This is a genomic window from Testudinibacter sp. TW-1 (genome assembly GCF_050613185.1).
Taxonomy (GTDB): domain Bacteria; phylum Pseudomonadota; class Gammaproteobacteria; order Enterobacterales; family Pasteurellaceae; genus Chelonobacter.
Genome location: NZ_CP192511.1, coordinates 611,185 through 636,243 on the forward strand (window position 1 = coordinate 611,185; position 25,059 = coordinate 636,243).

Genomic DNA, 25,059 nt, shown 5'->3' on the forward strand with positions numbered 1-25,059 from the left:
TCATCAGCACCGTTATGCGATCCCCGCATAACCTACCGCCGTTATTTTCATTTGATCATCAATCCTCAGCTATTGGGGATTTTTTTTGTCTAAAATTCAGCCTCCTCCGTTCCTGTGCGCTTCCCTTTTCATCTCATTCACGGAGTAACCGCAATGCAACACGTTCGTACTTTTAATACCTATATTCGCGATGAAATTATCAAAAAAGGCGGCTGGGTTAATTCCCATGCGCACGCCGACCGTGCATTCACCATGACCCCGGATAAAATTGATATTTACCGCACTTGCAACCTACAACAAAAATGGGATTTGGTGGACGAAGTGAAGCGCAATTCCAGTATCGACGACTACTACGCCCGTTTTTGCCAAGCGATTGAAATGATGATTCAACAAGGGGTGACGGCATTCGGTACGTTTGTGGATATTGATCCGGTGTGTGAAGATCGCGCCATTATCGCCGCCCACCGCGCGCGTGAAGTGTATAAAAACGACATTATTTTGAAATTTGCCAACCAAACCTTAAAAGGCGTGATCGAGCCGACCGCACGCAAATGGTTCGACATCGGCGCGGATATGGTCGATATGATCGGCGGCTTGCCGTATCGTGATGAACTCGATCACGGACGCGGCGAAGAAGCGTTTGATATTCTGATGGACGCGGCAAAATCGCGCGGCATTATGTGCCACGTTCACGTCGATCAATTCAACACCCCACGCGAAAAAGAAACGGAAATGTTGTGCGACAAAACCATCGAGTACGGTATGCAGGGACGCGTCGCCGCCATTCACGGCATTTCGATCGGCGCGCACCCGAAAGAATACCGCTATCAGCTTTATGCCAAAATGCGCGAAGCGCAACTGATGATGATCGCCTGCCCGATGGCGTGGATCGACAGCAACCGTAAAGAAGACCTCATGCCGTTCCACAACGCCCTGACTCCTGCCGATGAAATGATCCCGCAAGGCATTACGGTGGCAATCGGCACGGACAATATCTGTGACTACATGGTGCCGTTATGTGAAGGCGATATGTGGCAAGAACTCAGCCTGCTTGCCGCCGGCTGCCGCTTCCCGGATATCGAAGCAATGATTAACATCGCCAGCGTAAACGGTCGCAAAGTGCTGGGATTAGATTAATCCTTTTACCATAGCCGAAATTTCATCCAAAGGACAACCAAAATGCTTAAACTTTTCACCGTTCCCGGCAACGTAAAAAGCCGTTCATTTTCTCCTTTCGCTTACAAAGCTGAAGCCCTGCTTGCCTTGGCTGGAGTGGATTACCGCCTTGAATATGTGGCGGATTTTTCGCAAATGCCAAAAGGCAAAGTGCCGGTGTTGCAAGACGGTGAGACGTTGATTGCCGACAGCGAATTGATTAAAGCCTATTTGAGCGAGCATTTTTCGCTGAATGCTGACCGCACTTTGAGCGTCGAGCAGCACGCGGTGGGGCGTGCGTTTCGGGTGATGTTGGAAGAGCGCACCTATTGGGCGGGGGTGTACGCACGTTTTCTTGACCCTGCGGGCGACGATTTTTTGCTGAAGCAAATATTAGGCGGTGCGCCTAGCGAAATGAAACCGGTCATCGCCGCCGCCATGCGTGAAAACGTGCGAAACGAAATGCACGGACACGGCATAGGTCGCCATTCAGCGGCGCAGATTTACGCCTTTGCCATTGGCGATATCGAGGCGGTGCTGACGTATTTGGGCGACAAGCCGTTTTTCTTTGGCAATACGCCGACCACGATTGACGCAACCATCGCAGGGCTGTTTTCCAATTGGCTGTCGAATGATTTTGCTTGGGCAGTGGGCGATTATTTGAGAAGCAAACCGCAAGTGGCGGAGTATGTGGCAAGGTTTGAGAAAATGGTGTTTGGCGGATAATTGACGAGATAGGTAAATGCCGTCTAAAACCGCACTTTGCTTGTGCCAAGTTTCAGACGGCATAATTTTTCTAATGCCAATCCCTTTTCCTTCCGCTGCCGATACAGCCAATCTCTAATCCCTTCAATATGATAGGCAATTCCCCATGTGCCGATGTGCGCCACGCCGAGATTGGTGTTACAGGGGCTTTTAATTGGGTGGGCAGTGTGTCTGATTTGATGGCGGCAGCGGTTACTTTTTGTCGTACGACGTGGGTTCACTGAGGGCGGTAATGCTTTTGATACTAGCGAAGGCAGAGGTGAAAAGTGCGGTGGCGAGTAGAGCCGTGAATGGTTTTATTTTAAACATGGCGCGTTTCTTGATTGCGTCTAACGATGGAAACGATGGAAACGTTGAATATTAAAGATACCCGGATATTAATATTGAGCAACCCATCGTCTGATTGTTTGGATAAACAAAAATAACGGGAGACCGCGGAAAGCGATTGATGATGTCGGACGTAAAATTCAACCGCGTGTTGTTTAAAGGCTTGGTTGTATTTCATCATAAAAATCCGCACCTTAGTCAGTTAGTTTTGCCGTCCAACTTTTGGGGTGCAGGGCATGCAAAAGTGCGGTTTGCTTTTGAAACGCTAATTAAATAGTGACGTAACGACCAAAACCCAGACAATACTGCTCAACGGCCCCAATAAACCCATCGAAACACCGCCCAACCTAAATTCTGCCTGCTTAATCAAGCCGGTACTGAACGCAATCGCATTCGGCGGCGTGGATACCGGCAGCAACAAGGCACAAGAGGCGCTGAGCGCAATCACCAACGGCAACACGGCCGGGCTAAAACTGCCGCTGGAAATACTCATCAAAGATAAAGCAATCGGCACTAAAATCGTTGTCGCCGCCGTATTACTCATGAAATTAGACAGCAATACCGTAATAAAGCCAAACAATAGCATCAACAGATAGAAATTAATCTGTACATGGCTGAGTTGATCGACAAAATGGCTGGCAAGTTCCTGCTCCTGAATTGCCATCCCCAGCGCTAAACCACCGGCGACCAACATCAAGGTATCCCACGGTAATTTACGCACATCATCCGCGTCCAATACGCCTAACATTGTCAACACCACAATCGGAATACCGGATACGGCGGCAATCGGAATCGAAAACCATTTTGAGGTTAGCCAGAAAAACAGGGTTACCGCCAGTACCGAGATCATAATCATCTTTTGCAAGCGTAACTCTTTCGCCACAAAACGATCACCCTCTTCTTCGGTATTATCCGGCAAAGCAAATTGAATATTCATCGCTTCCTTGCTAATCCGGTAACGGCGTAATAAGATTTTCCAAAAGAAGTAAATCAGAACAGTGGCAATCGGAATTCCGATAATCATCCACTCTAAAAATGAAATTTGGATTCCGACCGCTTCCAATGCCCCGACCGCAATCGCATTCGGCGCAGAACCGATAATTGTCCCCATTCCACCGATCGACGCCGCCGTTGGAATGCCCAATAGCAAGGCTTTAGAGAAATTGGATTTTTTATCCAACGAAGCAAAAATCGGGCTGACCGTGGCAATCATCATCGCCGTGGTCGCCGTGTTGCTCATCAACATTGAAATCACTGCTGTGGTCGCCATCAGCCCGAGCAAGATAAAGTGCGGTTTTTGACCGAATTTTGGCAGCAGCTGTTTTAATAACGCCTCATCTAAGCGAGTCTTTTTCATGCCCTCGGCAAGAAAAAATCCCCCCAAAAACAACCAAATCACCCCGTCGGACCAAGTTTGCACATAGCGCATGGCGTGTTGATTTTCGTCCGTCCCCATCACCACCACCAAATAACCAATCACCAAAATCCCGACCGAAAACGGCGGAATTGCTTCTGTCATCCAAAGTGCGATTGCCATAAACAGCAATAACAACACTAAGTTTTGGGTGCGGGTGAAGCTCGGATCAGACAACCAATACATCATGCCCAAACCGAATAAAACCGAAAGAAAAAATTGAATCACCTTACTCTGTCTCGCCAACGCAATCGGGTAAAGGGTTAATTTTTTAAGCGAATAATAACGTGAATCCGACATAATCTATTCCCAATAATGAACAATGGATCTATTTTAGAGGGAGCATGTCATGTTAGCCAAATCATATGAAGCTAAACTGTTAATGATCTCACAGATTATTTCTTGCGATAACAATTGGATAGTCAAATGTTAACGACTAACTTACAAAACTTGTCATAAACAATAACTTAAACGCATGATTTGATGGCGATAAAAAACCCCGGCAGATCATTCTACCGGGGTTTAAAAACAGTAACGTGTGTTAGGCTTAAACCAGCGCAACCTCTACCGCAGCCGGGCCACGTTGTGAATCTTGTACGTTAAATTCAACTTTAGCCCCTTCTTCCAAGGTTCTGTAGTTATTACCAAGAATTCCGGAAAAGTGAACGAACAGATCTTTGCTGCCGTCTGCCGGAGTAATAAAACCGAAGCCTTTAGTTGAGTTGAACCATTTTACGGTACCAGTTAATTTAGACATAATGTCATCCTTAATATAATCAATTTAATTTAATTTATTTTGCTTAACGCAAAGGGAGTTGCTAGTAACTTGAACTTAGATAGAGATTGGTATTCAAAGACTTTCAGGAAAACAAAATAAATTTGTTATTAAAGGAAGTGCCACAAATATCGAACTTAAATAAACTGTCGTTTAGCTGAGGCGCATTAGAACACGATTATTCTGGCAATACAAGAAGTTTCTGCTCTTTAGTGAAAAATAAAATTTCATGGCACGCCCTACAGGATTCGAACCTGTGACCTACGGCTTAGAAGGCCGTTGCTCTATCCAGCTGAGCTAAGGGCGCATTATAGTTGGATATTATGGGAGAAAAAGAAGTGGTCGGCGAGATAGGATTTGAACCTACGACCCACTGGTCCCAAACCAGTTGCGCTACCAAGCTGCGCTACTCGCCGACAAGTAGCGTGCATTATAAAAGCCTGAATTTTTTCGTCAATCGTTTTTTGCTTTTTTTGGTTTAGTCGCTTATTTTTTGACGGGTTCAGGCTTACAATAACCGCACTTTTCTGCCAAAATGGCTTTTTTACGATTTTAGCTTATTTTTATCACGTTAAAAGGACGGGCCATGTCAGCGCAACTTATTTCAGGCACGCAAATTGCCAAACAAATCAAAACGGAAATTGCCGAAAAAATTACCCGGCGGCTCGCCGAAGGCAAACGCGCACCGGGTTTGGCGGTGATTTTAGTCGGGGCTGATCCGGCGTCGCAAGTGTATGTCGGCAGCAAACGTAAAAGTTGCGCTGAAATCGGTATTCACTCCAAATCTTATGATTTGCCCTCCGACACCAGCGAACAAGAACTACTGGCGTTGATTGATCAGCTCAATACTGACGAAAGTATCGACGGTATTTTGGTGCAGTTGCCGTTACCGGCGCAAATTGATTCCGCCAAAGTGATTGAACGGATTACCCCAAGCAAAGACGTGGACGGTTTCCACCCTTACAATGTCGGGCGTTTGTGCCAGCGTATTCCTTTACTACGCGCTTGCACCCCTTACGGTATTATCCAGCTGTTACAAACAACCGGGATTGATCTGTACGGACAACACGCCGTAGTGGTCGGCGCCTCCAATATCGTCGGTCGCCCGATGGCACTGGAATTATTGCTTGCCGGTTGCACTGTCACGGTAACTCACCGCTTTACCAAAAATCTGGAACAGCATGTACGCCAAGCGGATATTCTGGTGGTCGCCGTCGGCAAACCGCACTTTATCCCGGGCGACTGGATTAAAGCGGGCGCGGTGGTCATTGATGTCGGTATCAACCGTACCGAAAACGGTTTAGTCGGTGATGTGGATTTTGCCTCCGCCGCCGAAAAAGCCGGCTTTATCACGCCGGTGCCGGGCGGCGTCGGCCCGATGACGGTGGCAATGTTGATGAGCAACACGCTGTATGCGTGTGAGCACTACCATTCCTGATTTGTTGCACAACGATTTTTAACACAGCCAGACTGCCTAACAACAATGGAGCGTTTAAGATGAAAAAAAATTTATTTTATTTAAGCAACACCGTTTTTATCAGTTTATTCATGGCGGCTTGTTCCGGTGGCGGTGGTGGTAGCAGTTCAAATGCGAATATCGATAATTCCATTCCAAATAACCAAACGAGATTACCAACCCAAACCGGCGGCCAATATATTTTTACCGATGAAAACGATCAAACTTCTTTCGGTAATCCGAATTCCAACAGCTTAGATTCGATTACCGTTGCCGGACGCACCTTTGATTTGGCATTAAACGGTAAATCTGACGGTATTTGGAGCATAAAGAGTAGTAACGATATAGATGATAATTACTACTGTTGTAATAATTTACAATATGTTCGCCTCGCCTCCGTCGATGACTCTGGAAAAGATGTAGCATTACACCTCTATCATGGGTTTGTTACGCCTATCGGTAATATGCCCTCAGGAACAGCAACGTATCAAGGCGAAGCAATTTATCTGCCTTCAACAGAAATTGCTGATAATAGCTATATAATTGATAAGGGCTATAACGAGGTGTTAGGTAATGCCAATATCAGTGTTGATTTCGGTGCAAAAACACTGAGCGGAAGATTATTATCCGGCACACAACGACAGTATGATTGGGTGCACGAATTTGATTCCTCAGGCACTATCATCAAAGAAGGCAATAAAATAACCGAAGTAAACCCCGGTGATGCCAACTATGTCACCCCGATTGAAATTGTGAACGGCAAAATCAACGGCAATCAATTTACTGCAACCGCACTTGCGGCAACAGAAAAAGAATCGGCTAACGTTAGCGGTCATTTTTTTGGTCCTCAGGCTGAAGAACTGGGGGCGATGATGGACAGTGGTAATAACGATGATAACTGGGGCGGCATGTTTGCCGGCAAGAAATAATTCTATGCCCAACCAACAACGGAGATTAGCATATGTTGAAAAAACGATTACTGATTACAGCCTGCGCAGCCGCATTAACCGCCTGCTCAACGAATACCGCTGACAGCGGTATCCGCGTGAAAGACTACCAAGAACCGGTGCTTGCCGCCAAATGGGTGCAATACCAGTGTGAAGCCGGAGTTGATCAGCAACGCGCCGAAGCCCGTTACCATTTTGGCGAAGCGACTGCGGTGGCGCAAGTCAAATTGGGAACAGAGATCTTAACCTTGGATTATGACGGCGAAAAATCCAATCGCGAAACTACCGTGTTCAGCGTGGATAATTACAGTTGGTCGATTAGCAATAAATTTGCCAGGCAAAAACCGGAATCGGAAGAAAACGGCTTTTTAACCGTCAGAAAAGTCGAAACCGTCAATGCAACCAATATTGAAGTGGAAGAAATTCTGAAAAAATCCTGTTTCCCACAGAAATAACCGACTCACATAAAAGTGCGGTTGACAAAAAAGCCGCTATCGGGGCTTCCTCCGATAGCGGCTTTAAACTGCCTTAAAGCGAAGTCACCGTCGCTTTCGGTTTTAACCAATACACTGCCAGCGTAGAAATCAACATCACGGCGGCGGCGCCAAGATAGAGATCTTTTGATTGCCAGCCTGCGTCGAGCAGATAACCGGCTAAGATAGGGGCGAAGATTGCGCCGAAGCGTCCGACACCAATAGAGAAACCCACGCCGGTGCTGCGGATTTCGGCTTGATACAGACTCGGGTTAAGGATATACAAACCGCTGATACAGCCGTTAATCAAACTGCCGATTAACACACCCAATATAAACGCAAAACCGACGCTTTGCAGGGAAAACACGAAGCCGACAATCGCAATGCTTGCCAAAACGCCAAACACGATCAGAATATGGCGTGCCGTCCAACGGCTGGCGAATAAGCCGAAGGTTAATGCGCCGCAAGTACCGCCGAGCGATAACATCATGCCGACGCTGATACTTTCATTTTTCGACATGCCGGCTTGTTCCAACAACGCCGGTGTCCATGAGCTGATAAAATAAAAGCTGAACATAATGGTGAAAAATGCCGCCCATACCAATAAAGTAATTTTCAAATAATTTGGTGAGAACAGTTCTAAAATACCGCGCGGTTGTTGTTGGCTTTGCGTTTGTTGTTCTAACGTCCAATCGCCTTGTAATTTTAAGCGTTTGGCGATTTTTTGCAGCCGCCCAAGGGCGTTTTTCGGTTTTTTACTCATCAAGAAGTCGATCGATTCCGGCAGGAATGACCAAATCACCAGCAAGCAGGCGCCGGTTAATGCCGCCCCGACAAAAAATACCGATTGCCAGCCGTAACCGGCTTGTAAAAAACGTGCCGACATGCCGCCTAACACTGCGCCGATACCGAAACCGGCGGCGTACAGGCTGATTGCCAAGCCGTGCCATTTGCGTGAAGAATATTCGCTGACGATCACGTTGGTACAGGCTAAAATACTGCCCACACCTAAGCCAGTAATAACACGCCAAACAGCTAATTGATAGTGATCGCCGGCAAAACCGGACAACAACATACCGACGGTGGATAACAGCACAGAGACCAATAATAATGGACGACGCCCGAATTTATCCGCCAGTGGGGCTAAAAACAGCGAACCGATGGTCATGCCAACCAAGCCTGCGCTGAGTAAATAGCCCACTTGCGCGCCGTCTAAATTAAATTCCGTTTTGATCGAAGAAGCGGTAAACGCCATTGCCAGCACATCAAAACCGTCCAATACGTTTAATAAAAACGCCAACAGCACAATCCCCCATTGAAACGGGCTCATTGCACTTTTGGCAATCGCGTGTCTTAAATCCATTTGTGTTGTCCTTAGGCTTAAAAAATCAGTCAAAAAAGAAATAAAAAATTAATTCAAACTGGGCTGACGGAGATCGACCAATTGCTGCAACTTTTTCAAAATAACATTCAACACCACGCCATAGGCAGGTACGAAAAACAGTAAACCGATAAACAATTTAAACAAATAATCGACAAAGCCGAGCGTCAGCCAGTTTTCCGCCATAAACGGATCACTGCTTTGATAAAAGGCGATCGCAAAGAACATCAGCGTATCGCAGGCACTGCCGAAGGTCATCGAACAGCTCGGCGCAATCCACCAGGTTTTGAGTTGGCGTAAGCGATTGAATACTAACACGTCTAACAGTTGCCCGAACACATAAGCGGCAAAACTGGCAATCGCTATGCGGAAGACGAACAGATTAAAGGTCGCAAGTGCGGTCAGCCCTTGAAATTGTTGGTCGACAAACAGCGTAGAAACCAGATAGCTGATCATCAATGCCGGAATCATCACCATAAAAATAATCTGGCGCGCCTCTTTTGCGCCGAACACGCGCACGGTCAGATCGGTAGCTAAAAAGATAAACGGGAAAGTCAGCGTCCCCCACGTGGTGTGAAAGCTGAAATCGCTGAACGGCAACCGCACTTCAAAGGCGTATTGCACCAGATAATTGCTGGCGGTGATAATCAAAATATGGAAAAAACTAAGAATAATTAACGCATTGCGTTTTTGTTGTGTGCTAAAAAGCGAAGAGGCTGAAAACATAATAATACCTTTTTGTTGTGTTTGGGGGCGAGGGAACCCAAATAAAATGATAAATTGTATAAAGCTTAAATTGTATAAAGAGCGGTGATAATACGGATTTTTGTGCAAAAGGCAAGCGGAATGAATATTTGAGTTTGACCGCACTTTGCTATACACTATTGTCCCGTCCTGATAAGACTTTCTTATCTCAAAATCATCTCATTCACAGACTGGATTTCAAATGGCTACCAATTATATTTTTGTGACGGGCGGTGTCGTATCTTCCCTCGGTAAAGGTATTGCTGCGGCATCTCTTGCGGCAATTTTAGAAGCGCGTGGCTTAAACGTCACGATGATGAAACTTGACCCTTATATCAACGTCGACCCGGGCACAATGAGCCCAATTCAGCACGGTGAAGTGTTCGTGACCCAAGACGGCGCGGAAACCGACTTAGACTTAGGGCATTACGAGCGCTTTATCCGCACCAAAATGACCAAGCGCAACAATTTCACCACCGGTAAAATCTATTCCGAAGTGTTACGCAAAGAACGTCGCGGCGACTATTTGGGCGCAACCATTCAGGTGATTCCGCATATCACCAACGAAATCAAAGCGCGCGTGATTGACGGCGCAGCCGATCATGACGTGGCGATTGTCGAAGTCGGCGGCACGGTCGGTGATATTGAATCGTTACCGTTCTTAGAAGCCTTACGCCAATTGGCGGTGCAAGTCGGACGCGAGCGCACCTTATTTATGCACCTGACGTTAGTGCCGTATATCGCCGCCGCAGGCGAATTGAAAACCAAACCGACCCAACACTCGGTGAAAGAGTTACTTTCCATCGGGATTCAACCGGATATTCTGATTTGCCGTTCCGATCGCAGCATTCCGGCGAATGAACGCGCCAAAATTGCCTTATTCTGTAACGTCCCGGAAAAAGCAGTAGTGTCGCTGAAAGATGTCAGCTCGATTTACCAAATTCCGGCAATGTTGAAATCACAGGGCTTAGATGACTATATCTGCCAACGTTTCCATTTCGACTGTCCGGAGGCGGATCTGAGCGAATGGGAACAGGTGTTATACCGCGAAAGCAACCCAAGCAATGGTGACGTCACGATTGGCATGGTCGGCAAATATATCGAACTGCCGGACGCATACAAATCGGTGAACGAAGCCTTGAAACACGCAGGTTTAAGCAACCGTTTAAGCGTGCATATCAAATATATCGACTCGCAAGACATCGAATCCAAAGGCACCGATCTGCTGAAAGGCTTGGACGGCATTTTAGTGCCGGGCGGCTTCGGCTATCGTGGCGTGGAAGGCAAAATCATGACCGCCCAATACGCACGTGAAAACAACATTCCGTATTTGGGCATTTGTCTGGGAATGCAGGTCGCTCTGATTGAATACGCGCGCAATGTGGCACGTTTAAGCAACGCCAACTCGACCGAATTTGACAAAAACACGCCGTATCCGGTGGTCGGTTTGATTACCGAATGGCAGGATGCCGAAGGCAACGTCGAAACCCGTAGCGAAAGCTCCGATCTGGGCGGCACAATGCGCCTGGGGGCACAACTTTGCCACTTGATCGAAGGCACCAAAACGCACGAGATTTACGGCGCAGACACCATCGAAGAACGCCACCGCCACCGCTATGAAGTGAACAACAATTTATTACCGCAAATCGAAGCGGCGGGCTTGAAAGTCAGCGGTTTGTCGGCGGATAAGAAATTGGTGGAAATCATCGAAATCCCGAACCACCCGTGGTTCGTCGCGGCGCAATTCCACCCTGAATTCACTTCAACCCCGCGCGACGGACACCGCTTATTTAGCGGATTTGTTAAAGCTGCGAAAGAACATCAGAAAAAGTAAGTAATTTGTTAAAATAAAAAAATAATTCGGTGCAGGAATCGTCATTCCTGCACTTTTTACAAGACAAATAAAACAAATCCCTTTAGTATATAACACAGTTTTTTAGTATTGATTTTAGTTTAATCACAAGAGGAAAATACAATGGCAAAAATTGTTAAAGTAATTGGTCGTGAAATTATTGATTCTCGCGGAAATCCGACGGTTGAAGCAGAAGTGCATTTGGAAGGTGGCTTCGTTGGTTTAGCGGCTGCGCCATCAGGTGCATCGACCGGTTCGCGCGAAGCGTTGGAACTGCGTGACGGCGACAAATCGCGTTTCTTGGGTAAAGGCGTGTTGAAAGCGGTTGAAGCGGTAAACGGTCCGATTGCAAGTGCGGTTGTCGGCAAAGATGCGACAAACCAAGCCGAAATCGACCAAATCATGATCGATTTAGACGGTACTGACAACAAATCCAAATTCGGCGCGAATGCCATTTTGGCGGTATCATTGGCGAATGCGAAAGCCGCGGCGGCATCCAAAGGCTTGCCATTGTACGCACACATTGCCGAATTAAACGGCACCCCTGGCGTTTACTCCATGCCTTTACCGATGATGAACATCATCAACGGTGGTGAACACGCTGACAACAACGTCGATATTCAAGAATTTATGATTCAACCGGTCGGTGCGAAAACCTTGCGTGAAGCATTGCGTATCGGTGCGGAAGTATTCCACAACTTAGCAAAAGTATTGAAAGGCAAAGGTTTGAACACGGCAGTGGGTGACGAAGGTGGTTTCGCCCCTAACCTGGCGTCTAACGCTGACGCATTGGCATGCATCAAAGAAGCGGTGGAAAAAGCCGGTTATGTGTTAGGCAAAGACGTGACCTTAGCGATGGACTGCGCCTCTTCTGAGTTCTACAACAAAGAAACCGGCAACTACGAAATGAAAGGCGAAGGCAAAACCTTCACTTCTCAAGAGTTCACGCATTACTTAGAAGAATTGACCAAACAATACCCAATCGTCTCTATCGAAGATGGTCAAGACGAATCCGACTGGGAAGGTTTTGCTTACCAAACTAAAGTATTGGGCGACCGTGTACAATTGGTCGGTGACGATCTGTTCGTAACCAACACCAAAATCTTAAAAGAAGGTATCGACAAAGGTATCGCCAACTCCATCTTGATCAAATTCAACCAAATCGGCTCTTTGACCGAAACCTTGGCGGCGATCAAAATGGCGAAAGATGCCGGTTACACCGCGGTTATCTCTCACCGTTCAGGCGAGACCGAAGATGCGACTATCGCCGATTTAGCGGTCGGTACCGCAGCAGGTCAAATCAAAACCGGTTCAATGAGCCGTTCTGACCGTGTTGCCAAATACAACCAATTAATCCGTATCGAAGAAGCGTTAGGTGCGAAAGCCCCGTTCAACGGCTTGAAAGAAGTGAAAGGTCAAGCGTAATTATTACCTTAGCTAAATGAAGAAAAGGTTGTTTGAAGCGATTCAGACAACCTTTTTCTTTATCGAAAAGAGGAGGGCAATATATGTTCTATTTAGCATTGGAAGATCAACTGTTTATCGGACAAACAAAGCAGGTCGGCACCGGATCGGAACAACATGATCACCTCTCGGTAATCTTTGAAGATGACGGCGAAACCGGTTATTTTTATGCTTTGGATACCCGCCAAGCCATGCCGATTGTCGATTCGCTGCACATTTATAACGCAAGTGCGGTCAGCGAAAAAGAAACAGCACGCAAGTTACAAATCTGCTGGTCGCAAGGCGGCGATTTTGCCTTATTGCTGATTAATGATTATCCGCACGCCGCTTTTGATTTCGTCAAATTGATTGCCTACAACCACAGCAAATATCCCGAACCGGAATTCGGCAGTCTGTGGTCGCGCAAAGTGATTGACGATGAATTAGTCAAACACTGGCTGGCATAAGCACGCATTTATGCAAAGTGCGGTTGCTGGCGGTGATCTGCACCCCAAAAGACAGAAAAATCCTTAAACTTTCTCAGTTTAAAAAAACAAGGCATTAGCGATCTTTAAGTCAAAATTTTGATCTTTGTCACATTTGGAATAAAAATCGAGTCAAATTTCAAAAAAGAGAGGGGAAAAATGGAAGTACGGTTTAGCCGCACTTCAAGCTGATGACAAAGTCCCTTTCTCTAATCATTTCCCTCCCTCCGTATACGGAGGGAGGTGTCCGAAGGACGGAGGGAGGCATAAATCATTTTAAAAATGAATATGTTGTATTTTCATATTACTCCTCCCTCCCCATTTTTCTTGCGAAAAATGGTACTCCCTCCGCACACGGAGGGAGAGCAGTAAGTTTGTCCGCAATCTCAAGTGCGGTTTAACCGCACTTTGGTTTACCAAGACGAATTAAATATTACGGAATTCACATTCCAACTGATCGTTGTCGGCAAAATACTGATCCATTTCGAATGAGGGTTTGGTTTGTTGGTGTTGGGCGATGATTTTCGCCGGTACGCCGGCGGCGGTGGCGTATTCCGGTACGGCTTGCAGCACTACTGATCCGGCGCCGATTTTGGCGAAGCGTCCGACTTCGATATTGCCGAGAATTTTTGCGCCTGCGCCGATCATCACGCCTTCGCGTACTTTCGGGTGGCGATCACCGCACTCTTTGCCTGTGCCGCCGAGAGTAACGCCTTGTAAAATCGAGACATCATCTTCAATCACCGCGGTTTCGCCGACCACAATGCCCGTGGCATGATCGAGCATAATGCCTTTGCCGATCCGCGCGGCGGGGTGAATATCCACATCAAACGCAACCGAAATCTGGTTTTGCAGATAAATCGCCAGTGCCGTTCTGCCGGCTTGCCACAAATAATGGGTGATACGGTAGCTTTGCAGGGCGTGGTAGCCCTTCAGATATAGCAGTGGCGTGGAGCACATGTTGACCGCCGGATCACGCTCGCGTACCGCCAATAAATCACAGGCGGCGTAGGCGATTAAATCCGGGTGCTGTTGATAAGCTTCTTCGATAATCTCTTTCAGCGCAATCGCCGGCATAATCGGATTGGACAGTTTATTTGCCAGAATATAACTGAGTGCCAAACCGAGATCGTAATGCTTCAAAATGGTGGCATGATAGAAACTTGCCAACATCGGTTCATTTTCCACCAGTTCTTTGGCTTCGCTGCGGATTGACAACCATAAATCGAGCAGTTTTTGCGGAGACATTTCGGTCATAATCATTCTCTTGTATATTCTTCTTTACGCTCACGGCCTAGCAGGGCAAGCGCTGCGTCGCGAGCGTTTTTGCCGCAGAATAGCACTTGATAAATCTGTTCGGTAATCGGCATTTCGATCCCTTGCCGTTGTGCCAGCAGGTGAGTTTCTTTGGTGTTGTAGAAGCCTTCGACCACTTGTCCGATATTATCCAAGGCTTGTTGTGCGCTGAAGCCTTGTCCCAACATTAAGCCGAAACGGCGGTTGCGCGATTGGTTGTCGGTACAGGTCAACACCAAATCGCCCAAGCCGGCCATGCCCATAAAGGTTTCCGGCTGTGCGCCCAAGGATAAGCCCAAACGGGTGATTTCGGCAATGCCACGGGTGATCAGTGCGGTACGCGCATTCGCACCGAAGCCCATGCCATCGGAAATGCCGGCGCCAATCGCAATCACGTTTTTGACGGCGCCGCCCAGTTGTACGCCAATCATGTCATTGTTGATATAGACACGGAAATGTTTGCTGCAATGAATGCGGGTTTGCACTTCACGCGCGAATTGCGCATTGTCTGAAGCCAAAGCGATTGCCGTCGGCAAGCCGTTTGCCAGTTCTTTGGCAAAGGTCGGGCCGGACAACACCGCCAGCGGATAGTGGCTGCCGAGTTGTTCTTTCACCACTGCTTGCAATAAGCGTCCGCTATCCCGCTCCAAGCCTTTGGTTGCCCAAATCAGGCGGCTGTCGTTGCGCAACAGCGGTTTAATTTGGGCGATCACATCGCCGAACACATGGCTCGGCACGACTAATAAGATATCGCGCGAAGCTTGAATGGCAGTGCATAAACTCGGTTCGATAATCAGCGAGTCGGGAAAGGCGATATCCGGTAGAAATTCACGGTTTTGCCGTTCTTCGGCTAATCGTTGCAGATGGTGTTTATCGTGCCCCCACAGGTAAGTCGGGTAGCCGTTACGAGAAAACGCAATCGCCAGCGAAGTGCCGAAAGAACCTGCGCCAAGAACGGTGATCGGAGTGTTGGTTAGTGCGGTGGTCATATTCTTTCCTATGTTGGCTTTTTATAATATGTTGATTTTATGGCTATTGATTATTTAGAAAAAAGGAAAATTTGATGGATCAAGCGTATCGACTTCACTGCGTAAGATCCGTAATAAAATAATTTGTGTTTCTGTGCGATAAAAATACAAATTATAGCGTTGATAAGGAAACATTAATAAATTTGGTTTAATGTCATTTCTGGCTGTTCCGAGCGTCATATTGCAATCACACAGGATATTCAGTGTCTGTATTAATCCGTTTTTAAATTTTTTGTTAGTTTCGGTAGAAAAATAACGTCGCCCGTATTCGGCAATTTCATGAAGATCTTGAATAACCGCATTGGAACGAATAAGTTGGCGTTTATTCATGAAAAATGGCGTCCAAATCCGTTTCCATATTTTCCCATACTTCAAATTCGCTTTCTTCGGCTTGGTCGATCAGCGCACGCAGTTTCACACGTTGCGCTTCAACCGATTGGAGTTGGGCAAGATAGGCTTGTTTTGAAGCATTTTCTGTTAAAACAGATTGATTTGATAAGAGCATAGTTAATCTCCCTGTAATCTACGACGTCTGATAAATATCATACAGACGGCAAATAGACGATGCAATGATTTCAAGTTGCAATAAAACAAAATCGCAGACATTTGCCTGCGATTTTTGCTAAAGTTGAACGAAATCCCGTCTTAGTGGGTGGTTTCGCTTTTTGCTTCGCCGCTGTTTTCAAGTTCGGCTTGTTGTGCTTCCAGTTGTTGCATAAACAGCGCGTCAAAGTTGACCGGCGACAGGTTCAGTGCCGGGAAAGTTCCGCGGTTCACCAAGTTGGAAATCAGCTCGCGTGCATACGGGAACAACATATTCGGGCATTGTGCGGTCAGGCAGTGCGCCAGTTGTACGCCTTCCAAACCTAACACGGTGAACACACCGGCTTGTTTGACTTCACAGATAAACGCCACATCACCGCTGTCTTCCAGGGTGGTTTCTACGGTCAGATTCAAGCAGACTTCGTATAAACCTTCCGCCAATTCAACGGTTTCGGTGTTTAAGTTGAATTGCAGTTGCGGTTTCCACTCTTGTTGGAAAATGGTCGGTAGATTCGGTGCTTCAAACGACACATCTTTTACATAAATACGTTGGATTTGTAAGGTCGGTTGCACCGCTTGTTCTTCGGTGTTTGCCGCTTGTGTATTTTCGTCAGCCATGTTCAGCTCCCTTGCTTTAGTTGGAATCGTTAAAGTGAAATTAGTGTTTAACTAACGGCAGATTTGCCGCACGCCAGCCGCCAATGCCTTCTTTCAGGCTGTAAGCTCGGCTGAAACCGTTTTTGTATAACTGGTTGGCAATCGCTTCGTTGCCCAAACCGCTGGTATCGACCACAATCACCGGCACGTTTTTATGTTTTTCCAAAATGCTTGCGGTGTTGTTTTTGATTTCGGTCGGCAAGGCTTGCACGCTGCCGATAATGTGTCCGCGTTGAAATTCATCGTTGCTGCGCACGTCAACCACAATCCCGTGTTCTTTGTTCAGCAGTTGCGTCAATTGCGCATTGTCGATGACTTTCACGCGCGATGCCGCTGATTTAATAAAGGTGACGATAACACCGATAAAAACGGCAACCCACGCGACAATCATAATGGTGTGATTACCGGCAAATTCGATAGCTCTAGGGATAAAATCTTCCATTTAAAATCTCGATCGGTAAAAAATAGTGTTAAAAAAGAGAGTCAAGTATAACCGCACTTCGGCGCTTAACCAAACAAAACTAAAGTGAGACTGTACAAATATTGTCAGATCGATGGCAAAGTGCGGTCAAAGAATACAAAAAAACCGCACTTTGACCGATCAGATCGGCAAGTGCGGTTAGAAACGTGCTAGGCGGTTAACTTATAGATAGTATTTTTTAACCACTTTTAAGTTATCGTCCAATTGATACACCAACGGCTGACCGGTCGGGATTTCCAAATCCATAATATCCGCGTCGGAAATGCCTTCGATGTGTTTTGCCAAGGCACGCAGCGAGTTACCGTGTGCAGTGACTAACACACGCTGACCGCTTAACAATGCCGGGGCGATTTGATCTTCCCAGAACGGCAGCACACGCTCCAAGGTCACTTTCAGGTTTTCACCGTCCGGCACCACGTCGCTCGGCAGGTGCGCATAACGGCGATCATTATGGGCGGAGTTCGGATCATCTTGTGCCAATAACGGTGGCAAGGTGTCGTAAGAGCGGCGCCAGATATGCACTTGCTCGTCGCCGTATTTTTCAGCGGTGGCTTTTTTGTCCAAGCCTTGCAGTTCACCGTAGTGACGCTCATTCAAACGCCAGTTTTTCACTTGCGGAATCCACAATTGGTTGGATTCTTCCAGCACGATATTACAGGTTTTAATCGCACGGGTTAATACGGAAGTGAAGGCGATATCGAATTCGAAACCGGCTTCTTTCAATTTTTGACCGGCGGTTTTGGCTTCTTCGATACCGCGCTCGGTCAGGTTCACATCGCGCCAACCGGTGAATAAATTTTTGGCATTCCACTCACTGAAACCGTGACGAATAAAGACTAATTCCATAAAAAAGTTCTCCTATGATTTAATTAAAAAGCGTGTGGCATTTATAGCAAATATTTCTATAAGTTGAAATAGTCGCGACGGATCTTTGCCGATATTCTGGCAAGAATTGCTGATCTTTTGCCAAGAAGCGATTAAAATGTGTTAATTTTGTTAGAGGCGTGTAGGTGTTTTGTCGAATGACGAAAAATAAAATCAGATGAAGCCGCTACCGATTCGAATTTGCCAGACTTAACAGGAGTGACCGTCGGTGTCAGTGCAGGGGATTCAAAAACATTTACTGTTTTTTTTATGTGCGATCGGATTTATCGCCGCAGGTATAAGTCCGGACAGTTATGCCAATCAACAAGATTTATCCAAGGTTCAGCAGCAGATTAAGCGGCAGCAGCAACAGCTGTCGCAGCAGCGTCAGGAGCAGAACCGCCTGCAACAAGAGTTGAAAAAGCAGGAAAACAGCATTAACAACGTGTTGGGCGAGTTACGCAAAACCGAGCAGGAATTGGGGCAGTTGCAGCGTAGCATTCGCGAAACCGACAAGCAGATCGCACAGTTGGAAAAGCAGTTAGCGGCGCAAAAGCAGAAACTGGCGCAGCAGTTGGATTCCGCATACCGTGCCGGTCTGAATCCGTCGGTTATCGAGAAAATCCTGTCGGAAAAGGCGCAGGTCAGCGATCGGATGTTGGCGTATTACCAAGAGTTTAACCGCTCTCGCATAGCGTTGATCGATTCGATTAAACAAACCCAAGCGGATTTGGAAGCGCAAAAAACCGATGCACAGCAACAGCAAAAACAGCAACAGGCGATTTTAACTAAGCAGAAACAATCACAGGCTTCGTTACAAAAAACGCAAAACGAACGGAAATCGACCCTGACCAAATTGGATCGTTCGATTAAACAAGGCGAAAACCGCCTGGACGTGTTGAAAGAAAATGAAAACAGCCTGAAACGTTCGATTGCGCAAGCGCAACAACGCGCCAAAAAACGCGAACAGGAAGAACTTGCCGCCTACCAGCGTAAAAAAGCCGAGCAAGCGAAAAAAACCGATAAACCTTATCAACCGACCGAGAACGAAAGAAACCTGACGCGCAAAACCAGCGGTTTAGGCGCAGGCAAAAAACAATATGCTTTGCCGACCGGCGGCAGCATTGCCAACCGTTTCGGCTCGGTGCAAATGGGGGAATTGCGCTGGAAAGGGATCGTCATCAACAGTAGTGCTGGCGCGGCAGTCAAAGCCATCGCCGACGGACGCGTCATTTTAGCCGATTGGCTGCAAGGCTACGGCTTGGTGGTGGTGGTCGATCACGGTGCCGGCGATATGAGTTTGTACGGCTACAACCAACGTTTAAGCGTGCAAAACGGACAATACGTCAAGAACGGTCAGAAAATCGCCGAAGTCGGCAGCAGCGGCGGACAAGGCAAGCCCTCGCTCTATTTCGAAATCCGGCGCAAAGGTAATCCGGTGAATCCGTTGAATTGGGTGAAGTGATGGGGAGATTATCCAAAACCGCACTTTGCTTGTTGTTACTGCTGTCTGCCGACAGCGGCTTGGCGGCGCGTTTGGCGATTGTGATTGATGACATCGGCTATCGTGCCGACGATCAAAAAATTTATAACCTGCCGAAAGAGATTTCGGTGGCGATTATTCCGTCGGCGCCGAATGCCACCGCGCGTGCCGAGCAAGCAAAACGGCAGGGGCGGGATATTTTGATTCACCAGCCGATGCAGCCGAAAGCCAAGATGAAATTGGAAAAAGAGGGCTTGCGCTTGGGCATGTCGCAGGCAGAGGTGACGGAAAAACTGGATTACGCCCGTCAGCGCGTGCCCTATGCAATCGGCTTGAACAACCATATGGGCAGTGCCGCCACTGCCGACCGCACGTTGATGAGCCATTTAATGCAAAATCTGGTTAAGCATAGCCTGTTTTTCCTCGACAGCCGCACGATCGGCAGCAGCGTGGCGAGCAAAGTGGCGCGGGAAAACGGGGTGGTGGCGTTGGATCGGCATATTTTCTTGGACGACAGCGACGAATACGCGGATGTGCAGCGCCAGTTTAATTTATCCGTTCAATATGCACGCAAACACGGCATGGCGATTGTGATCGGACACCCGCGTAAAAATACGATTAACGTGTTGCGGCAAGGCATTGCCAATTTGCCGAGTGATATTCAACTGGTCGGTATGGGCAGTTTGTGGCGCAACGAAAAAGTGATTCCGCCGAAACCGTTTATTCTGCTGTTTAACGATTTGCCGGCTTCGACTTCGGTTGCGCCTTTTGTGAAGTATCCGCTGTTGCGCGGTGTGCCGGAATAAGCGGCACGGGTTTGCGGCTTAAGGGCAAGGATTACTGATTTCTGCATGCACCGCATTGATTTGCGCCAGTGTTTCCTCGCTTAACCGCACGTCCACGCTGGCAATATTTTCCGCCAACTGCTCAAGGGTGGTCGCACCGATAATATTACCGGCGACAAACGGCTGTTGATTGACAAACGCCAGTGAAAGTGCGGTCAGGCTGATGTTGGCTTGCTCGGCAATCGCGGCGTAACGCTCGATCGCTGCAAAGGCTTGCGGTTTTGTGTAACGTTGGAAACGTTCAAACAGGGTTAAACGTCCTTTTTCCGGCCAAGGCGAAGTGCGGTATTTGCCGCTGAGTAAGCCGAATGCCAACGGCGAATACGCCAATAAACCGACCTGCTCGCGCAACGAAATTTCGCTCAAACCCACTTCATAACTGCGATTGAGCAGGTTATACGGATTTTGCACCGATAGCACGCGTGGCAGGCTTAATTCGCGATGTAGGCGCAAACACTCCATCACGCCCCACGGCGTTTCGTTGGATAAGCCGAAATGGCGGATTTTTCCTTGTTGCTGCAAGGTTTGCAGCGCTTCCAGACTCTCTTGCAACGGCGTCACATCCGCTGGTTCATCAAGTGCGGTCAGCCCTAATTGCCCGAAATAGTTCACTTGCCGCTCCGGCCAATGCAGCTGATACAGATCCAAATAATCGGTTTGCAGCCGTTTTAAACTGGCGTCACAGGCGGCAAAAATCTGCTGTTGAGTAAAGCGCGAACCGCCGCGAATATAGTTTTGGTTATCGTTGGCGCGCGACGGACCGGCGATTTTACTGGCGACAATCACCTTATCGCGCTGCTGTTTCGCCAGCCAACTGCCGACATATTGCTCGGTACGCCCATAGGTTTCGCCGCTTGGCGGCACAGGATACATCTCGGCGGTATCAATAAAATTGACTCCGTGTGCCAGCGCGTAATCCAACTGTTGGTGTGCGTCCGCTTCGCTGTTTTGCTCGCCGAAGGTCATCGTGCCCAAACAGATTAAACTGACGTTCAGATCGCTGTTGCCGAGTTGCCGATATTGCATTGCGCTTTTCTCCTATTGGTCCGCTTGGGATTTGGTTTTGACCGCACTTTTCTCTCTTACTGCACTTTCAGTTGCCACGGCACGTTGCGAATCACTTGGTTTACGCCGTTTGCCGATGTTTTTGCTGTCGCGATGGCGCAGTTTGACCTTTTTCTTCTCTTGTTGTTTCTCGGCTTTTTTCTCTTTTAAACGGGCTTTCTGTTTTTTGCTGACGCGCTTTTGATCGCCGTCTTTCGGCGGACTGGTGCGCGGTTCAAGCCCTTCGACAATCCGCGATTTCAGGGCTTCGTCGGTATAACGGCGGATTTTACCCAACAATTTATAATCGTGTCCTTCCACCAAGGAAATCGCATTGCCTTTCTTGCCGGCGCGCGCGGTGCGCCCGATACGGTGCAGATAGGTGTCGGCACTGTACGGCAGATCGTAATTGAAAATATGGCTGATGTCGTCAATGTCAATCCCACGCGAGGCGACATCGGTGGCAACCAGAATATTCACCACGCCGTTTTTCAGTTTATCAATCGCGTTGTTACGCTGGGTTTGCGCCATTTCGCCCTCTAAATAGGTGCTGCGAATGCCGCGTTTACGCAGGTTCTCCGACAGCTCGCGCACCTCTTCGCGTTTGCGTACAAATACGATCCCGCGCTCGACATTTTCATTGTCGATTAAGCGTGCCAACAGCTTGAATTTATGTTCTTTACTGTCGGCATGATAGATCCATTGTTGGATTTTTTTGCGTTCGCGCCGGCTTGGGTCGGCGTCGATTTGCACCGGCTCATTTAAAATCCGCTCGGCAAAATCCGCCAGCAGTTCGCCTTCCAACGTGGCGGAAAACAGCAGGGTTTGTTTGCGCCAGCGGGTTTCGGCGGAAATGGTTTCCGCATCTTGCCCGAAGCCCATTTGCAGCATTCTGTCCGCTTCGTCGAAAATCAGGATTTCCACCGCGCGGCAATCAAAGTTTTCTTCTTTGATGTATTGCAGCAAACGCCCCGGAGTGGCGACCACAATATCTTGATTTTTATTGAAAATCTCACCGTGATTTTGGTAGGCGACACCGCCGGTGATGGTGGCGATACTCAGGTTGGTGTATTTCGCCAGTTCTTTGGCTTGATCCGCCACTTGCATTGCCAATTCACGGGTCGGGGTCAGCACTAACACGCGCGGCGCACCCGGTTTGCGGCGTGGGAAATCCAATAAATGCTGAATTGCCGGCAATAAAAATGCGGCGGTTTTGCCGGTGCCGGTCGGCGCAGAGCCGAGAATATCGCGCGCTTCCAAGGCGTGCGGAATCACCTCCGCCTGAATCAACATCGGACGTTGATAGTTTTTATCGCGCAGGGCTTTCAGCAGTTCGGGCGCTAAGTCAAATTGTTCAAAGTGTTGTGCTGTTGTCATAAATTACCTCAATCTTGGTGTGCACTGATTATAGCCTTCCGGCGCTGATACCGCACTTGTTTTATGTGATTTAGATTTTGATCTTCTTAGGAAGTGCGCAGTCGCAGGGCAGTAAAGCGAAATTACGGCAACAAAAAACCGCCAACGGCAACCCCGCTGGCGGCTTACCAAGCAAAAGTGCGGTCTAGCCCGCAATGCCTTTATGTCTTAACAGCGCGTCCAGTTGCGGTTCGCGGCCGCGGAAGCGTTTGAACAGTTCCATCGGTTCTTCCGAGCCGCCGCGGGTGAGAATGTGATCCAAAAAGGCTTGTCCGGTTTGCGGATTGAAAATGCCTTGTTCTTCAAACAGCGAAAATGCGTCGGCGGAGAGCACCTCTGCCCATAAATAGCTGTAGTAACCGGCGGAGTAGCCGCCGGCGAAGATGTGGCTGAACGAATGCGGGGTGCGCACCCAATCGATCGCTTTGAATAGCGAAACTTGATCTTTCACCGTTTTCAGGGTTTGCAACACTTGCGCTCCGCACTTCGGGTCATATTGATAATGCAGGCGGAAATCGAAAATCCCGAATTCCAACTGGCGCAACACGAACATCGCCGCTTGGTAGTTTTTCGCCGCCAGTAGTTGGGTCAGTTTTTCCGCCGGCAACGGTTCGTTGCTTTGGTAATGACCGGAGATAAAATCCAACGCCTCTTTTTCCCAACACCAGTTTTCCATAAACTGGCTCGGCAATTCGACCGCGTCCCACGGCACGCCGTTAATACCGGATACGCCGCCGACATCAATCAGAGTCAGCATATGGTGGATACCGTGTCCGAACTCGTGGAACAGGGTGGTGACTTCGTCGTGGGTGAATAACGCCGGTTTGTCGCCAATCGGGCGGTTAAAGTTGCACACCAAATACGCCACCGGCTTTTGAATCTCGCCGTTGGCTAGGCGTTTGCGCCCGATACAGTCGTCCATCCATGCGCCGCCGCGTTTGTGCGGACGGGCGTATAAATCCAGATAGAAGCTGCCGCGCAGTTCGTTGCTGCGGTCATACAGCTCGAAAAACCGCACTTCGTCGTGCCAGGTATCAATATCAAACCGCTCTTTTGCGGTGATCCCAAAAATACGGTTTACCACCTCAAACAAGCCGCTTAATACCCGATTTTCAGGGAAATACGGGCGCAGTTCCTCATCGTTGATCGCAAACAGGTGTTGTTTCTGTTTCTCGCTGTAAAAGGCAATATCCCACGGCTCCAGCTCGCTGATCCCAAAGGTTTCGGCAGTGTACGCCGTCAGTTCCGCCAGCTCTTTTTCCCCTTGCGGTTTGGCACGGACCGCCAAATTTTCTAAGAAATCCAATACTTGCTGCGGGCTTTGCGCCATTTTGGTGGCGAGGGAGTAATCGGCGTAAGTGGCGAAACCGAGCAGTTGCGCCAGTTCAAAGCGCAGTTGCATAATCTCTTCGATTAACGGGCTGTTGTCCCACGTGCCGGCGTTCGGGCCTTGATCGGAAGCGCGGGTGTTGAAGGCGCGGTACATCTCTTCGCGCAAAGTGCGGTTTTCGCAATAGGTCATCACCGGCAGATAGCTTGGAAATTCCAAGGTGAAACGGTAACCGTCCAGCTCTTTGCTTTGCGCCGCCGCTTTCGCCGCCTGCAATGCCGATTCCGGCAAGCCTTGCAGCTCACTTTCGTCGCTAATCACTTTGTCCCAGCCCATGGTGGCGTCGAGCACATTGTTGCTGAATTGCGAACTGAGTTCGGACAAGCGCGCCACGATTTCGCCGTAGCGTTGTTGTTTTTCCGGCGGCAAAGCAATGCCCGACAGTTCAAAATCACGCAAGGTGTCGTTAATCGATTTTTGCTGTGACAGCGACAGCTCGGCGAACTCGGCGCTGTTTTTCAGCTGCGAATACGCTGCGAACAGCCCTTGATGTTGCCCGATCCAGGTGCTGTATTCGGATAATAACGGCAGGCAGGCTTGATAGGCTTCGCGCAGTTCGGGGCTGTTTTTCACCGCATTTAAATGGCTGACCGGCGACCAAGCGCGCCCTAAACGGTCGCCGGCTTCGCTTAACGGCTGCACGAAATTGTCCCAGCTAAAGTGCGGTTGTTGCAGCACCTGTTCCACGGTTTGGCGAGCTTCGGCGATCAGTTGTTCAATCGCCGGCACGATGTGTTGCGGTTCAATTTGCGAAAAGTGCGGTAAACCGCATTGATTTAATAATGGATTGTTCAT

The 25,059-nt window shown here is 48.3% G+C and carries 25 protein-coding genes and 2 tRNA genes; 10 read left to right on the plus strand and 17 right to left on the minus strand.

Features of this window, described 5'->3' with window-relative positions:
* Positions 1 to 153: 153 nt before the first annotated feature.
* Together ACQ31U_RS02975 and ACQ31U_RS02980 are read left to right on the plus strand one after the other, a co-directional pair.
* Positions 154 to 1,137, plus strand: coding sequence for an amidohydrolase family protein (locus ACQ31U_RS02975; RefSeq protein ID WP_431053613.1), 984 nt, complete (start codon positions 154 to 156; stop codon positions 1,135 to 1,137).
* A gap of 42 nt (positions 1,138 to 1,179) precedes the next feature.
* Positions 1,180 to 1,881, plus strand: a complete 702-nt coding sequence (locus ACQ31U_RS02980) for a glutathione S-transferase family protein (RefSeq protein ID WP_431053614.1) — start codon at positions 1,180 to 1,182, stop codon at positions 1,879 to 1,881.
* A 23-nt stretch (positions 1,882 to 1,904) separates the two neighbouring features.
* Here the strand turns inward: ACQ31U_RS02980 and ACQ31U_RS02985 are convergent, their stop codons facing one another.
* The 5 genes from ACQ31U_RS02985 to ACQ31U_RS03005 form a co-directional block, all read right to left on the minus strand.
* Positions 1,905 to 2,141 carry a hypothetical protein gene (locus tag ACQ31U_RS02985; RefSeq protein ID WP_431053615.1) on the minus strand — a complete coding sequence of 79 codons (237 nt, stop codon included), beginning with the start codon at positions 2,139 to 2,141 and terminating at the stop codon, positions 1,905 to 1,907.
* A 371-nt stretch (positions 2,142 to 2,512) separates the two neighbouring features.
* Positions 2,513 to 3,961 carry an SLC13 family permease gene (locus tag ACQ31U_RS02990; RefSeq protein WP_431053616.1) on the minus strand — a complete coding sequence of 483 codons (1,449 nt, stop codon included), beginning with the start codon at positions 3,959 to 3,961 and terminating at the stop codon, positions 2,513 to 2,515.
* A gap of 247 nt (positions 3,962 to 4,208) precedes the next feature.
* Positions 4,209 to 4,418, minus strand: coding sequence for a transcription antiterminator/RNA stability regulator CspE (gene cspE / locus ACQ31U_RS02995; RefSeq protein ID WP_431053617.1), 210 nt, complete (start codon positions 4,416 to 4,418; stop codon positions 4,209 to 4,211).
* Between the two features lie 248 nt (positions 4,419 to 4,666).
* Positions 4,667 to 4,743: transfer RNA gene (locus ACQ31U_RS03000), tRNA-Arg, on the minus strand.
* Between the two features lie 32 nt (positions 4,744 to 4,775).
* Positions 4,776 to 4,852 (minus strand) — tRNA-Pro (locus tag ACQ31U_RS03005).
* A 170-nt stretch (positions 4,853 to 5,022) separates the two neighbouring features.
* Here ACQ31U_RS03005 and folD point away from each other — a divergent pair.
* The 3 genes from folD to ACQ31U_RS03020 are packed head-to-tail and all read left to right on the plus strand — an operon-like array spanning position 5,023 to position 7,294.
* A complete protein-coding gene (folD, locus tag ACQ31U_RS03010) occupies positions 5,023 to 5,874 on the plus strand; it encodes a bifunctional methylenetetrahydrofolate dehydrogenase/methenyltetrahydrofolate cyclohydrolase FolD (protein WP_431053618.1) in 852 nt (283 codons plus the stop codon).
* Between the two features lie 59 nt (positions 5,875 to 5,933).
* Positions 5,934 to 6,821, plus strand: coding sequence for a transferrin-binding protein-like solute binding protein (locus ACQ31U_RS03015; protein WP_431053619.1), 888 nt, complete (start codon positions 5,934 to 5,936; stop codon positions 6,819 to 6,821).
* A gap of 32 nt (positions 6,822 to 6,853) precedes the next feature.
* Positions 6,854 to 7,294, plus strand: coding sequence for a hypothetical protein (locus ACQ31U_RS03020; RefSeq protein WP_431053620.1), 441 nt, complete (start codon positions 6,854 to 6,856; stop codon positions 7,292 to 7,294).
* A 73-nt stretch (positions 7,295 to 7,367) separates the two neighbouring features.
* On the opposite strand, the gene ACQ31U_RS03025 is transcribed toward ACQ31U_RS03020, so the two are convergent.
* Complete coding sequence (locus tag ACQ31U_RS03025) at positions 7,368 to 8,675, minus strand: MFS transporter (protein WP_431053621.1); 1,308 nt, start codon at positions 8,673 to 8,675, stop codon at positions 7,368 to 7,370.
* Positions 8,676 to 8,723: 48 nt separating this feature from the next.
* Entirely contained in the window at positions 8,724 to 9,419 is a 696-nt protein-coding gene (locus ACQ31U_RS03030) for a 7-cyano-7-deazaguanine/7-aminomethyl-7-deazaguanine transporter (protein WP_431053622.1), read from the minus strand.
* A gap of 220 nt (positions 9,420 to 9,639) precedes the next feature.
* On the opposite strand from ACQ31U_RS03030, the gene pyrG reads away from it, so the two are divergent.
* From pyrG to ACQ31U_RS03045, 3 genes are all read left to right on the plus strand, one after another.
* Entirely contained in the window at positions 9,640 to 11,271 is a 1,632-nt protein-coding gene (pyrG, locus tag ACQ31U_RS03035; protein ID WP_431053623.1) for a glutamine hydrolyzing CTP synthase, read from the plus strand.
* Positions 11,272 to 11,412: 141 nt separating this feature from the next.
* The gene (gene eno, locus ACQ31U_RS03040) at positions 11,413 to 12,714 is read left to right on the plus strand and encodes a phosphopyruvate hydratase (RefSeq protein ID WP_431053624.1); all 1,302 of its coding nucleotides are present in this window, start codon (positions 11,413 to 11,415) and stop codon (positions 12,712 to 12,714) included.
* 83 nt (positions 12,715 to 12,797) lie between these two features.
* The gene (locus tag ACQ31U_RS03045) at positions 12,798 to 13,199 is read left to right on the plus strand and encodes a DUF2251 domain-containing protein (protein WP_431053625.1); all 402 of its coding nucleotides are present in this window, start codon (positions 12,798 to 12,800) and stop codon (positions 13,197 to 13,199) included.
* 444 nt (positions 13,200 to 13,643) lie between these two features.
* Here the strand turns inward: ACQ31U_RS03045 and cysE are convergent, their stop codons facing one another.
* The 7 genes from cysE to ACQ31U_RS03080 form a co-directional block, all read right to left on the minus strand.
* On the minus strand, positions 13,644 to 14,465 hold the full coding sequence (cysE, locus tag ACQ31U_RS03050; protein WP_431054269.1) for a serine O-acetyltransferase: 822 nt from the start codon (positions 14,463 to 14,465) through the stop codon (positions 13,644 to 13,646).
* A gap of 11 nt (positions 14,466 to 14,476) precedes the next feature.
* Complete coding sequence (gpsA, locus tag ACQ31U_RS03055; protein ID WP_431053626.1) at positions 14,477 to 15,502, minus strand: NAD(P)H-dependent glycerol-3-phosphate dehydrogenase; 1,026 nt, start codon at positions 15,500 to 15,502, stop codon at positions 14,477 to 14,479.
* A 54-nt stretch (positions 15,503 to 15,556) separates the two neighbouring features.
* Complete coding sequence (locus tag ACQ31U_RS03060) at positions 15,557 to 15,871, minus strand: type II toxin-antitoxin system RelE/ParE family toxin (protein WP_431053627.1); 315 nt, start codon at positions 15,869 to 15,871, stop codon at positions 15,557 to 15,559.
* Positions 15,864 to 16,046 carry a hypothetical protein gene (locus ACQ31U_RS03065; RefSeq protein ID WP_431053628.1) on the minus strand — a complete coding sequence of 61 codons (183 nt, stop codon included), beginning with the start codon at positions 16,044 to 16,046 and terminating at the stop codon, positions 15,864 to 15,866. Before ACQ31U_RS03065 ends, ACQ31U_RS03060 begins: the two co-directional genes overlap by 8 nt.
* 140 nt (positions 16,047 to 16,186) lie before the next feature.
* Positions 16,187 to 16,702, minus strand: coding sequence for a protein-export chaperone SecB (gene secB, locus ACQ31U_RS03070; RefSeq protein ID WP_431053629.1), 516 nt, complete (start codon positions 16,700 to 16,702; stop codon positions 16,187 to 16,189).
* 40 nt (positions 16,703 to 16,742) lie between these two features.
* Complete coding sequence (locus tag ACQ31U_RS03075; protein WP_431053630.1) at positions 16,743 to 17,183, minus strand: rhodanese-like domain-containing protein; 441 nt, start codon at positions 17,181 to 17,183, stop codon at positions 16,743 to 16,745.
* Between the two features lie 201 nt (positions 17,184 to 17,384).
* Entirely contained in the window at positions 17,385 to 18,068 is a 684-nt protein-coding gene (locus tag ACQ31U_RS03080) for a 2,3-diphosphoglycerate-dependent phosphoglycerate mutase (RefSeq protein WP_431053631.1), read from the minus strand.
* Between the two features lie 247 nt (positions 18,069 to 18,315).
* Between ACQ31U_RS03080 and envC the strand changes: the two genes are divergently transcribed.
* Positions 18,316 to 19,551: a murein hydrolase activator EnvC gene (gene envC, locus ACQ31U_RS03085; protein ID WP_431053632.1), complete on the plus strand. Its 1,236-nt coding sequence runs from the start codon at positions 18,316 to 18,318 to the stop codon at positions 19,549 to 19,551.
* Positions 19,551 to 20,375: a divergent polysaccharide deacetylase family protein gene (locus ACQ31U_RS03090; RefSeq protein WP_431053633.1), complete on the plus strand. Its 825-nt coding sequence runs from the start codon at positions 19,551 to 19,553 to the stop codon at positions 20,373 to 20,375. Before envC ends, ACQ31U_RS03090 begins: the two co-directional genes overlap by 1 nt.
* A gap of 18 nt (positions 20,376 to 20,393) precedes the next feature.
* Here ACQ31U_RS03090 and ACQ31U_RS03095 read toward each other — a convergent pair whose 3' ends face one another.
* From ACQ31U_RS03095 to prlC, 3 genes are all read right to left on the minus strand, one after another.
* Complete coding sequence (locus tag ACQ31U_RS03095) at positions 20,394 to 21,440, minus strand: NADP(H)-dependent aldo-keto reductase (protein ID WP_431053634.1); 1,047 nt, start codon at positions 21,438 to 21,440, stop codon at positions 20,394 to 20,396.
* Between the two features lie 12 nt (positions 21,441 to 21,452).
* Positions 21,453 to 22,835 (minus strand): ATP-dependent RNA helicase SrmB, encoded by a 1,383-nt coding sequence (srmB, locus tag ACQ31U_RS03100; RefSeq protein ID WP_431053635.1) that lies wholly within the window; start codon positions 22,833 to 22,835, stop codon positions 21,453 to 21,455.
* A 184-nt stretch (positions 22,836 to 23,019) separates the two neighbouring features.
* Positions 23,020 to 25,059 carry an oligopeptidase A gene (prlC, locus tag ACQ31U_RS03105; protein WP_431053636.1) on the minus strand — a complete coding sequence of 680 codons (2,040 nt, stop codon included), beginning with the start codon at positions 25,057 to 25,059 and terminating at the stop codon, positions 23,020 to 23,022.

Bases quoted from the DNA above. Each gene is read 5' to 3' on its own strand.
- ACQ31U_RS03065 (WP_431053628.1), bottom strand. From the start codon at position 16,046: ATGCTCTTATCAAATCAATCTGTTTTAACAGAAAATGCTTCAAAACAA.
- ACQ31U_RS03030 (WP_431053622.1), bottom strand. From the start codon at position 9,419: ATGTTTTCAGCCTCTTCGCTTTTTAGCACACAACAAAAACGCAATGCG.
- ACQ31U_RS03015 (WP_431053619.1), top strand. From the start codon at position 5,934: ATGAAAAAAAATTTATTTTATTTAAGCAACACCGTTTTTATCAGTTTA.
- folD (WP_431053618.1), top strand. From the start codon at position 5,023: ATGTCAGCGCAACTTATTTCAGGCACGCAAATTGCCAAACAAATCAAA.
- gpsA (WP_431053626.1), bottom strand. From the start codon at position 15,502: ATGACCACCGCACTAACCAACACTCCGATCACCGTTCTTGGCGCAGGT.
- prlC (WP_431053636.1), bottom strand. From the start codon at position 25,059: ATGAACAATCCATTATTAAATCAATGCGGTTTACCGCACTTTTCGCAA.
- ACQ31U_RS03075 (WP_431053630.1), bottom strand. From the start codon at position 17,183: ATGGAAGATTTTATCCCTAGAGCTATCGAATTTGCCGGTAATCACACC.
- ACQ31U_RS02980 (WP_431053614.1), top strand. From the start codon at position 1,180: ATGCTTAAACTTTTCACCGTTCCCGGCAACGTAAAAAGCCGTTCATTT.
- ACQ31U_RS03060 (WP_431053627.1), bottom strand. From the start codon at position 15,871: ATGAATAAACGCCAACTTATTCGTTCCAATGCGGTTATTCAAGATCTT.
- ACQ31U_RS03090 (WP_431053633.1), top strand. From the start codon at position 19,551: ATGGGGAGATTATCCAAAACCGCACTTTGCTTGTTGTTACTGCTGTCT.
- ACQ31U_RS03045 (WP_431053625.1), top strand. From the start codon at position 12,798: ATGTTCTATTTAGCATTGGAAGATCAACTGTTTATCGGACAAACAAAG.
- pyrG (WP_431053623.1), top strand. From the start codon at position 9,640: ATGGCTACCAATTATATTTTTGTGACGGGCGGTGTCGTATCTTCCCTC.
- ACQ31U_RS03020 (WP_431053620.1), top strand. From the start codon at position 6,854: ATGTTGAAAAAACGATTACTGATTACAGCCTGCGCAGCCGCATTAACC.
- eno (WP_431053624.1), top strand. From the start codon at position 11,413: ATGGCAAAAATTGTTAAAGTAATTGGTCGTGAAATTATTGATTCTCGC.
- ACQ31U_RS02990 (WP_431053616.1), bottom strand. From the start codon at position 3,961: ATGTCGGATTCACGTTATTATTCGCTTAAAAAATTAACCCTTTACCCG.
- secB (WP_431053629.1), bottom strand. From the start codon at position 16,702: ATGGCTGACGAAAATACACAAGCGGCAAACACCGAAGAACAAGCGGTG.
- cysE (WP_431054269.1), bottom strand. From the start codon at position 14,465: ATGTCTCCGCAAAAACTGCTCGATTTATGGTTGTCAATCCGCAGCGAA.
- ACQ31U_RS03080 (WP_431053631.1), bottom strand. From the start codon at position 18,068: ATGGAATTAGTCTTTATTCGTCACGGTTTCAGTGAGTGGAATGCCAAA.
- ACQ31U_RS02975 (WP_431053613.1), top strand. From the start codon at position 154: ATGCAACACGTTCGTACTTTTAATACCTATATTCGCGATGAAATTATC.
- cspE (WP_431053617.1), bottom strand. From the start codon at position 4,418: ATGTCTAAATTAACTGGTACCGTAAAATGGTTCAACTCAACTAAAGGC.
- srmB (WP_431053635.1), bottom strand. From the start codon at position 22,835: ATGACAACAGCACAACACTTTGAACAATTTGACTTAGCGCCCGAACTG.
- ACQ31U_RS03095 (WP_431053634.1), bottom strand. From the start codon at position 21,440: ATGCAATATCGGCAACTCGGCAACAGCGATCTGAACGTCAGTTTAATC.
- ACQ31U_RS03025 (WP_431053621.1), bottom strand. From the start codon at position 8,675: ATGGATTTAAGACACGCGATTGCCAAAAGTGCAATGAGCCCGTTTCAA.